Raw genomic sequence first — 9,899 nt, forward strand, 5'->3', positions numbered from 1 at the left:
GGGTCGCTTAGCGGCCCTTTCTTTTGAGTCTAATTCACTTCCCCGATCTTACCGAACACTCAGCTTGACCGCCTTTACACAAATTAAGGCCATAAAAAATGCCGAACTTAAGTTCGGCATTTGTTCTGATTCAAGGCAAGATGTTTAATGCAAAGCGCTTAATGCTAGGCTCTTAACGCTAATGGCTTAAACCCATTGCTTAATACTCGTCGCCTAATATAACTAAGCTGCAAATAGAGCTAAAGTGCCGCTAGTTCGGTGCAACGAGTCCAGCTCAGCGATTACTCTTCTTCGCCGCCCGCAGCAGCGCCAAGACGCTCTTTCACTGCAGCAGTGATAGGGCTATCACCATGACCGTTTGCTTCAGCCCAAGCTTGGATAGTCATACCATCCGCTTCAGCGACACTCAGTTCCGTCACCGACAAACGTTTAGCCACAAACTCACCGGCATCGTTAGCACTCGCGCCGTAAGCGGTACGCAATAGACTTGCGCCATCGCAACTGATGCCACTGTAAATCTGACGTAGCTTAACGCGGCTTTCTTTTAATTTTTTACGTAGGCGGTTTTTATCGTTAGCTTTGACGTAATCGCAAATACTCGCGACAAGTGGATCAACGCCCGCAACAGCAGGGGTTGGTACAGTGATATAGCTAAATCCAATTAACGCAGCCAAGGCTACAGGCATAAGACGCATCCGATACTCCTTAATACTTTCTTATAGTTTTATTATCAATTTTGTATGGGCTGCATCTCGTCTCTCAAGGGTATTGACCTCTTGGCTTTAGCTCTCGTTCGAAATCTAGGATAACGAAATCGGCTATCTCTTCTTTCCGTGAAAACTAAATGTCCGATATGATGCAATACGTTAGATAAACTGACGCCCCATACACACAGGGTACACAACAGAGGCTGCAATTTAACATTTTTTCACCAAATTGATAAAGCGATATTCCAAACCATCCGCATTTATACTAGACAAAGATTCCGTTTCTTTCCAAGTTCCGTCATCCCAATGGGGGAAAAATGTATCGCCCTCAACCTCTAGCTTGATTTGCGTCAAATATAAGGTATCTGCGTAAGGTAATAACTCGGCATAAAGCTGACCGCCACCAATCACCACTAACTCTTCACACTCGCCGGCGGCTTGTTTGGCTGCATCAAAAGAGGTCACACAGGTCACGCCCTCAATGACGAGATCCGTTTGACGCGAAATCACTATATTATCTCGGCCAGGAAGGGGTCTACCAATGGACTCAAAGGTCTTACGGCCCATCACCACAGGCTTACCTAGGGTCATGGCTTTAAAGTGACGTAGATCTTCTGGAAGATGCCATGGCATTTTATTCTCTTTTCCGATGACTCGGTTGTTTGCCATCGCGGCTATCATAGCAATGCGCATGCTCACTCCTGTTTTATTGAAATAGAATTATTGAATGACGGGGCGGGTTCTGAAATACAGCAAGCTCGGCATGGCTAGCCCCACAGCTAACGCCCCGAGAATAAAGACGGTTTTGAGGCCATTACTAATCACTTGTGCCGTCAGCTCAGGACTCACCTGCGACTGGGCAGTCAATTGCACTAAGGCTATGACAGTATTAAAAGCATAAGTACCTGGGATCATAGGAATAATGGCGGCGACAGCATACATTAAAGGGGGGGCTAAGTGGCGTTTTCCAAACCCTATGGTAATAATCCCGACGATAGCAGCCGCGGCAAAGGTGGCCCACTCAATTGGTAAACCAAACTGTAGCATTAAGGTGCGCGAGCTATGACCAATGGCTCCCGCTATAGCGCAATAGGGAAGAAATCGTTTAGGAACATTAAACACCATAGCAAATCCTACGGCGGGGATTGCTGAGAAAAAAGCATCGTGCAACAGCGTTATCAGTAATTCCATCATAGGAAAATCCCGCCGATCTGCATCGCGATCGTAATCCCGATGACCGAAGAAACGGTCAACAAGGTCGCATGGCCCCAACGGGAGATGCCAACATTCATATGCCCTTTCACCATATCCGATATAGCATTGATCATCGGAAAACCAGGCACTAGCATTAGCACACTCGCTGCCATTGCTGCCTTAGGGGTTTCGCTTAATTCAAACACATAGCCCGTTTGAGCCAACATACTGGTGACAAAAGCGGTGACGGCAAAGTTAATCAATAAATTAAAATGCCGTTTAGCAATCGCTAAACGTACTGACATACCCACTGCTGCGGCAAAAAAGGTAATCACACACGAGATAAGATCACCATTAAACAGGTGACAAAAACTAGCACAAGACAGGCCAATCATGAAGACAACTAAGCTTGGAGGATAGCTTTTAGGCTCAATCCGCGCTAAACGTTTACGCACTTCATTGGGGCCATACAGCCCTTTTTCAGCTAATAAACAGATGCGTTGCAATTCACAAACTATGGTCATATTAATGCCATGCTCACGGATGCGACGAGTCGTAGTGATGCATCGACCATGAACCAAGCTGGTTAATACGAGGGAATTGGAGGAAATGGAGAGTTCTACGCTGGCAAGGCCTAAAGCCTGACCTAGACGCTGGCTGATTTCTTCAACTAAATCAGATTCTGCGCCGTAGGCCAGTAGCAATTGTGCAGCACGCACAACTTGCCGAGTAATATCATTTTGAGTATCTGCGTACACTGAACTCTCAAAATTAGGACGTTAAGATTATCTCTGGTAAATAACTTCTACGTCGTAGTCGTCATCATCAAAGTCGTCGTCATCATCTTCATCAACATAGTCTTCATTTAATGAATCAAGGTTGGCTTGATGATAATTATCCCACTTGAACTCGACTTCACTATCTGGGTCAACCTCATTGTCTTCTGGTGGCAGGCTCGCAATATAATCGAGGAGTTTTAATGCCAACTCATTAGTGCCGTCGCGGTTGTAGGCAGAAATCGTGTAAACGTCACCTTCCCAACCCATTTCTTTAACGATACGGTCAACCTTTTCTTGCAGCTCTTCTTCGAGCAGCAAATCGGTTTTGTTAAAGACTAACCAACGCGGCTTGCTCGCCAACTTTGGAGAATATTTCTCAAGCTCACCAACAATAGCGCGCGCAGACTCAACCGGATCGGTTCCGTCAATCGGCTCAATATCTATGATGTGCAGTAGAATACGACAACGCTCAAGATGCTTTAAGAAGCGAATACCTAAACCCGCACCATCGGCTGCGCCTTCGATAAGACCTGGAATATCCGCGATCACAAAGCTTTGACCAGGACGTGGATTAACCACACCTAAGTTAGGCACTAGTGTTGTAAACGGATAATCAGCCACTTTCGGCGTTGCACGGGAAACCGCACGAATGAATGTCGACTTACCCGCGTTAGGCATGCCAAGCAAACCAACGTCAGCCAACAGTAACAACTCTAATTTAAGGCTACGAACTTCACCAGGTGTTCCTAACGTCTTTTGACGTGGGGCACGGTTAGTACTGCTCTTAAAACGGGTGTTACCTAAACCATGGAAACCACCTTTGGCAACCAATAGCTTTTGACCGTGGGTCGTTAAATCCCCAAGGACTTCTTCAGTATCATGATCGACCGCGCGAGTACCAACAGGAACTTTTAAGATCAGATCTTTACCGCTGTGACCGGTACAATCACGGCCACGACCATTTTCGCCACGTTCAGCCATGTGAAAACGTTCAAAACGGAACTCGATCAAGGTGTTGAAGTTTTCGTCAGCTTGCAGGAAAACACTGCCGCCGTCGCCACCATCACCACCATCAGGACCACCATCAGGTACATACTTTTCGCGCCTAAAGCTAACACAACCGCTACCGCCGTCGCCTGCTTCGACCCTAATTACTGCCTCATCGACAAACTTCATACTTACTCCTGGCACCACTGAATGAAGCAATTATACCGTCTAACTTCATTGGTCGCCAAAAAACTCGAGATACTTTGCTCCCAATCTTACCTGTCAATGCTCATTCTTGGTAATCATTTACCAACTCAAGCATCTACACGGCGTAAATAGAAGCACAAAAAACAGAAAGCCCCACCAATGGCGGGGCTTTAACAGTATAAGCTAGGTTCGAAAATTAAGCTTCGATGCTAATAAACTTACGGTTATTAGCGCCTTTAACTTCGAATTTCACTTTACCGTCAGTCAGAGCAAACAGAGTATGGTCACGACCAATACCTACGTTTACACCAGCGTGGAATTTAGTACCACGTTGACGAACGATAATGTTACCAGCTAGAACTGATTCACCGCCAAAGCGCTTAACACCTAGACGTTTACTTTCTGAATCGCGGCCGTTACGAGTAGAACCGCCAGCTTTTTTATGTGCCATGAGTTAGACTCCTATTATGCGTTGATAGCAGTAATTTTAACTTCAGTGAACCACTGACGGTGGCCCATTTTCTTGTCGTGATGCTTACGACGACGGAACTTAACGATAGTTACTTTATCGCCACGACCGTGACTTACAACTTCAGCAACTACTTTACCGCCAGCTACTAAAGGAGCACCAACATGCACTGTTTCGCCATCAGCGATCAAAAGAACTTGATCGAATTCGATAGTTTCACCAGTTGCAACTTCTAACTTTTCTAAACGAACAGTGTGGCCTTCGGCTACACGGTGTTGTTTACCACCACTTTGAAAAACAGCGTACATAGCTATTTTACTCCAATTCCTAACACGCGGGCTCATTCTTGGATGAGGCAGGGTGCTATAAAAACTTTATTGACAATGGGCGCGGAGTTTACGCGAAGAATCTAACTCTGGCAAGCCCTAATTAGGAAAGAATAAAAAAAGACCGGATTAACTCTCACATTAGTTGAGCTAGTGCTGTCATATGTCAGAATTTTAGGTAAAATTCATTTCATTATAACACGTGAGCCTAAACAGGGGCCGGTACGTAATGACCCCACAACCAGAGTCTACTATGGATTTAAACGCTATTCGTCAACTGGCTGACACTGATATGCAAGCAGTCAATCAGCTGATATATAAACAGCTTGAATCAGATGTCGCCCTAATTAATCAATTAGGTTTTTACATTATTAATGGTGGTGGTAAACGTCTTCGTCCTCTGCTGTCGGTATTAGCCGCACGTGCGGTGAGCTACGAAGGCGAAGCGCATCTTAAGCTAGCGGCGATTATTGAGTTTATCCATACAGCCTCATTGCTCCACGATGATGTAGTTGATGAATCGACATTGCGCCGCGGACGAGAAACCGCCAACGCACTGTTCGGCAATAGCGCCAGCGTGCTGGTCGGCGATTTTCTTTATACCCGTTCCTTCCAGATGATGACTGAACTCGACAGCATGAAAGTGCTCAGAGTGTTAGCGGATACCACGAACGTATTGGCCGAGGGCGAAGTCTTACAACTGATGAATTGCAACGATCCTGACACCACAGAAGAAAGCTATATGCGGGTCATTTATTGCAAAACCGCTAAGTTATTTGAAGCGGCTACTCTGCTTGCGGGTGTGTTAGCGGGTGCGACGCCAGAGCAAGAAACCGCCTTAGGTAACTATGGTAAGTATCTTGGTACCGCCTTCCAGCTTACCGACGATTTACTCGACTATACCGCCGACAGTGATGAGCTAGGCAAGAACATAGGTGATGACCTTGCTGAAGGTAAACCAACTCTGCCACTCATCTATGCCATTGCCCATGGCACAGACGAAGAGAAACACCTCATACGTCAAGCAATTGAGCAAGGCGATGGTACACAGGCCATAGATAAAATCGTGGCAGCACTGCACCATTGCGGCGCGTTAAACTACACCCAACAAAAAGCAATTGAAGAATCAGAGAAAGCCATCGAGGCATTATCGATTCTGCCCGACAGCGACTACAAGCAAGCCTTAGTTGCGCTTGCTAAAATTTCGGTCGACCGTAATCATTGATCGCTCGCTAGTTCGTGTTTAGCCCAAAGAAAAGGTCTTACTCAGTAAGACCTTTTTTATTGTCTCAAATCCGCAATCCTAAGATTAAACCTGCCAGCGGATCGGCGCTTCGCCCCGCTCAAGTAATAATTGATTCACTTGAGAAAAATGCCCACAGCCAAAGAAACCCCGATAGGCCGATAAAGGTGAAGGATGCGGCCCAGTGAGCACTTGATGTTGCGGTGCGTTAATCACTTGACCTTTTTTGATGGCATGACTGCCCCAAAGCACGAAGATAATCGGCTGAGTCTGGCGATTCAATAATTCCAGCACTGCAGTCGTAAACACTTCCCAGCCCGCTTTGGCATGGGAATGTGCCTTACCTTGCTCAACGGTTAATACCGTATTGAGCATTAAGATCCCCTGCTCCGCCCATGCGGATAAATCCCCGTGGGATGGAATGGTAAAGCCATCAATATCCGTCGCTAATTCCTTGTACATATTGGCTAAGGAAGGCGGCGGTTTAATACCGCGCTTAACCGAAAAGCATAAACCATGGGCTTGATCTGGGCCGTGATAGGGATCTTGACCAATCAATACCACTTTGACCTTTTCAAGCGGAGTCATACTAAAGGCATTAAAAACATCGGCTTCAGGAGGATAAACCACTTTTCCAGCCCTGCGTTCATTGTCTACAAACGCACTTAATTGCTGAAAATAAGGCAAAGCCCTTTGCTCATCGATAAATGTTTGCCATGTCGCCTGAGTCACGATTTTACTTCCTCAATTCTATTATCGGGTTAGCTTAAAAGTCCTACTGTGGAATGGCAAGTTTGAAGGTTATGCTTGTCGATAATTGATAAGACTATGCTTGCTGTGTTTCGCTTTAAGACTTTCAATTTAAAACATTCGAATTTAAATGCTATAGTGCGCCCATTCTCGCACAGTCTAATACGCCATGATGATCCAACATTCTGATAAATTGATGCAACGACATCAAACGGGTTTCACCTTAATAGAGCTTGTGGTGGTCATCATAGTGCTCGGTATTTTAGCGGTAGTGGCCCTGCCAAAATTTATCAATGTGCAGCAAGATGCGCAAATCGCAACAGTCAAAGCCGCAGGCGGTGGCTTTAAGTCAGCTATCAATCTGGCGCGATCCGTTTGGGCGGTAAAAGTGGGTTCAGGTCCAAAAGAAGACTTACCGGTATTTGGCACGGCGCAATCTGAACAAGTGGATTTCAACGCCTTCGGCTGGCCTGCACAACACTATATCTTTGGTAATGAAGCCTCACCGGCGCTCGATAATGTCGAAGACTGTATCTCAGTATGGGAAGTATTATTCCAAAATACCCAACCGAGTGTCTCGCGCTTAAATGTTGATGCGACAGAAACCGACTACAAAGCCAGTTATACCAATCCTGGCAAGTGCACTTATTTCTATCGAACAAACGACAAACTCTCAATCAGTTATGACTCCCAAACCGGAGTCGTCATTACCGACACAGATCCCAATAGTTAATGCCTGACGATTCCTTCTTACGTCAATTAAGTTAGAATCGAACTTTAATCTGTTACTTTTTAGAGTGAACGCCATGACCGACACGAGCAACACCACCATTTACGAACTTGCCGATCAGTTTATTGCCTTAGCCAATCAGCTAAGCCAACAAGAAGCAGATGTAGGCAAAGTTGGCACGGCACTGCGTTTTGCCGCGGCACGTTTTAACGCCTTCGAAGCCGCGATTAAATCAGCGGATCTCGGCGCCGAGAAAGAAAGCGCATTAGAATGGTTTAGCAGTGAATTCAAAGAAATGCTGAGTGACAACTTAGACGATCACATCGCGAATCCGCCAATTCTCCAAGAAGCGGTGGCAGAAGAGACCGACAATTCAGTGCAAATGTTTAAAGGCTAAGCACGCCCTTCATGCATAGCGAAAACATAAAAAACGCCATCGATTGATGGCGTTTTTGTTTGTTGAAACAGATGACCTGCAATCAATAACTAAAGCGTGTATACCACGCGGAATGCCAGCAGTATCAACACCACGCCGGACAACTTATCAATTAACCCTGCCTTTTCCCGTAGTTTAGGCAACACGCTTGAGTGGGATAACAATAAAGCGATAAGCGTATACCAAAGTCCATCGACCACTAAAGGGGTAAAAACGATTAAAGCTTTAGCCGTCATGCTGTCGGCCACCATCACGAATTGGCTGAATAATGCGAGGAAAAACAGCATGATTTTAGGATTAAATAAGGAAATGGCGATACCATCACGGGCGGCGGTCAAGGTATCTGTCGCCTCCCCTGCGGCCAATTTAGCTTGCATACCGCCCTTGGAACGCAGCGCCTGAACTCCCATCCAAGCCAGATACAAAGCACCGAGAATCGCAATGCCATTAAAGACTAAGGGCGCCTTTTTAAGTACAACCGCTAAGCCGAGTAACGTCACCAACGCATAAATCCCAATGCCTATCGAATGTGCCCACGCACACACTATGCCCTTGCCCCGTCCACCGCCTAAGGTATGGCGCACCACCATAGCTAAACTTGGGCCCGGCGACATAGCCCCCAAACAACAAATCGCCAATAAACCTAACCAAGTACTAAAACTCATTGAACACACCTTACGCCGAATAAAAAGGCCCCTTTGATGTAGTTAAACTCTGGGGCCTTAAACTTGCTTGCTATTCTAGCATTGCGCCATTAAGGCGTTAACGCTAATCCATCCGTTTGTCGATAAATTAACGGCTATTTAGGATGATAAAAAGCACGGATATCCTTCACTAACTGAGTTAAGGATTCGGGCTCAACGTACATCATGTGCCCCGCTTTATAGTAATGCATACTCACACGACTATTATCTATGCCGTTATCGGCAAAGGTATTTTCGGTGGCAAAAAATGGTGTCGCAAAGTCAAAGTAACCGTTGCCGACAAAAATCCGCAGATCTTTGTTCTCACGTTGCGCTTGGCCAAGATAAGGGGCGACGTTGACATAGTGCATCTGCTTACCGCTGATATTCCAGTTCCAACTCCGGTTCACATCAACGGAGAGGACGTTGAAAGGACGGGATAAGGTCACGCCCAAATCGTCATACAGATATTGATGCATGGCAGCCGTATAAGCGCCATCAATCCCATAACCAGATGGATCATCGTCGGTTGAATCGCCGCCACTGTCGTAGTCTTTACCTGTGTAGCGGCTGTCTAACCGCCCTATCGTCAAATCTTGATCTCTGAGCAGCTCCTTAGTGTATCGACTGGCGCTCACGCGCAAATTAACACGATCTAAATAGTGCTCACTTAACCCCGTAAAGCGCGCTAAGCTTTGACGTACAGCTTGATATGCCTCGGGTGTTAAGCGGCTGCCTTGCAACAACGCGAGGGCATAATCTTTAATGGCAAACTGGCGCGCTTCCTCAATAAAAGCCTCTAGCCCTAAAGCTTTATCCGTAGCGCTGACTTTATTATGGTAAAAAGCCGTCGCCGCCATGGTCGGTAAAAAACCAATATACGGCTGATTATTACCCGGCTGGTAACGGGCATGACTAAAATCGAGAATGGATGAAATCAGCATAATCCCATTGACCGAAATGTCGGTCCAACCGCCCTGCAATTCATTTACAAGCGCTGCCGCGCGGGTAGTTCCGTAACTTTCACCCGCCAAATATTTAGGGGAATTCCAACGTTTATGCTCAATCAACCAGCGGCGAATAAACTCGGCAATCGACTGGGCATCTTCTTTCACGCCCCAAAAATCCGCACATTTTTTATCGCCTAAGGCGCGGCTAAAGCCTGTACCTACGGGATCAATGAACACGAGATCGGACTCATCGAGCACAGAGTAATCGTTTGATTCAATATGATAAGGTGCTGCGCCGTCATCCTTTGCATCCGTCACCACCACACGTTTAGGACCGAATAAGCCCATGTGCAACCAAAGTGAGGCCGAACCCGGACCGCCGTTAAAGATAAAAGTGACTGGGCGTGTACTGCTATCTTTAATATCGTTACGTAAATA

The 9,899-nt window shown here is 46.2% G+C and carries 13 protein-coding genes; 3 read left to right on the forward strand and 10 right to left on the reverse strand.

What is annotated here, in order from left to right:
• Positions 1–281: 281 nt before the first annotated feature.
• From NE536_RS17055 to rplU, 7 genes are all read right to left on the reverse strand, one after another.
• Complete coding sequence (locus NE536_RS17055) at positions 282–695, reverse strand: DUF3718 domain-containing protein (RefSeq protein WP_006080534.1); 414 nt, start codon at positions 693–695, stop codon at positions 282–284.
• A 222-nt stretch (positions 696–917) separates the two neighbouring features.
• Positions 918–1,400 (reverse strand): type 3 dihydrofolate reductase, encoded by a 483-nt coding sequence (gene folA / locus NE536_RS17060; protein WP_261273430.1) that lies wholly within the window; start codon positions 1,398–1,400, stop codon positions 918–920.
• Between the two features lie 27 nt (positions 1,401–1,427).
• Positions 1,428–1,901 carry a threonine/serine exporter family protein gene (locus NE536_RS17065; protein WP_106649679.1) on the reverse strand — a complete coding sequence of 158 codons (474 nt, stop codon included), beginning with the start codon at positions 1,899–1,901 and terminating at the stop codon, positions 1,428–1,430.
• Positions 1,898–2,659, reverse strand: a complete 762-nt coding sequence (locus NE536_RS17070) for a threonine/serine exporter family protein (RefSeq protein WP_220777047.1) — start codon at positions 2,657–2,659, stop codon at positions 1,898–1,900. Before NE536_RS17070 ends, NE536_RS17065 begins: the two co-directional genes overlap by 4 nt.
• 27 nt (positions 2,660–2,686) lie before the next feature.
• Positions 2,687–3,856 carry an Obg family GTPase CgtA gene (cgtA, locus tag NE536_RS17075; protein ID WP_106649677.1) on the reverse strand — a complete coding sequence of 390 codons (1,170 nt, stop codon included), beginning with the start codon at positions 3,854–3,856 and terminating at the stop codon, positions 2,687–2,689.
• Positions 3,857–4,070: 214 nt separating this feature from the next.
• On the reverse strand, positions 4,071–4,325 hold the full coding sequence (gene rpmA / locus NE536_RS17080) for a 50S ribosomal protein L27 (RefSeq protein ID WP_006080527.1): 255 nt from the start codon (positions 4,323–4,325) through the stop codon (positions 4,071–4,073).
• 14 nt (positions 4,326–4,339) lie between these two features.
• A complete protein-coding gene (rplU, locus tag NE536_RS17085) occupies positions 4,340–4,651 on the reverse strand; it encodes a 50S ribosomal protein L21 (protein WP_006080526.1) in 312 nt (103 codons plus the stop codon).
• 271 nt (positions 4,652–4,922) lie between these two features.
• On the opposite strand from rplU, the gene ispB reads away from it, so the two are divergent.
• Entirely contained in the window at positions 4,923–5,894 is a 972-nt protein-coding gene (gene ispB, locus NE536_RS17090; RefSeq protein WP_037391117.1) for an octaprenyl diphosphate synthase, read from the forward strand.
• Between the two features lie 84 nt (positions 5,895–5,978).
• Here the strand turns inward: ispB and ung are convergent, their stop codons facing one another.
• Positions 5,979–6,644, reverse strand: a complete 666-nt coding sequence (gene ung, locus NE536_RS17095) for a uracil-DNA glycosylase (RefSeq protein WP_261273431.1) — start codon at positions 6,642–6,644, stop codon at positions 5,979–5,981.
• Positions 6,645–6,831: 187 nt separating this feature from the next.
• Between ung and NE536_RS17100 the strand changes: the two genes are divergently transcribed.
• Positions 6,832–7,395, forward strand: a complete 564-nt coding sequence (locus NE536_RS17100; RefSeq protein ID WP_107946702.1) for a prepilin-type N-terminal cleavage/methylation domain-containing protein — start codon at positions 6,832–6,834, stop codon at positions 7,393–7,395.
• Positions 7,396–7,468: 73 nt separating this feature from the next.
• Positions 7,469–7,789 carry a DUF3144 domain-containing protein gene (locus NE536_RS17105; RefSeq protein ID WP_106649673.1) on the forward strand — a complete coding sequence of 107 codons (321 nt, stop codon included), beginning with the start codon at positions 7,469–7,471 and terminating at the stop codon, positions 7,787–7,789.
• An 89-nt stretch (positions 7,790–7,878) separates the two neighbouring features.
• On the opposite strand, the gene NE536_RS17110 is transcribed toward NE536_RS17105, so the two are convergent.
• The gene (locus NE536_RS17110; protein WP_220777044.1) at positions 7,879–8,493 is read right to left on the reverse strand and encodes a LysE family translocator; all 615 of its coding nucleotides are present in this window, start codon (positions 8,491–8,493) and stop codon (positions 7,879–7,881) included.
• A gap of 134 nt (positions 8,494–8,627) precedes the next feature.
• Positions 8,628–9,899, reverse strand: a 1,272-nt coding sequence (locus NE536_RS17115; RefSeq protein ID WP_261273432.1) for a S10 family peptidase, incomplete at its 5' end; no start/stop codon positions are given.

The sequence above is a fragment of the Shewanella septentrionalis genome, assembly GCF_025370265.1.
GTDB lineage: Bacteria > Pseudomonadota > Gammaproteobacteria > Enterobacterales > Shewanellaceae > Shewanella > Shewanella hafniensis.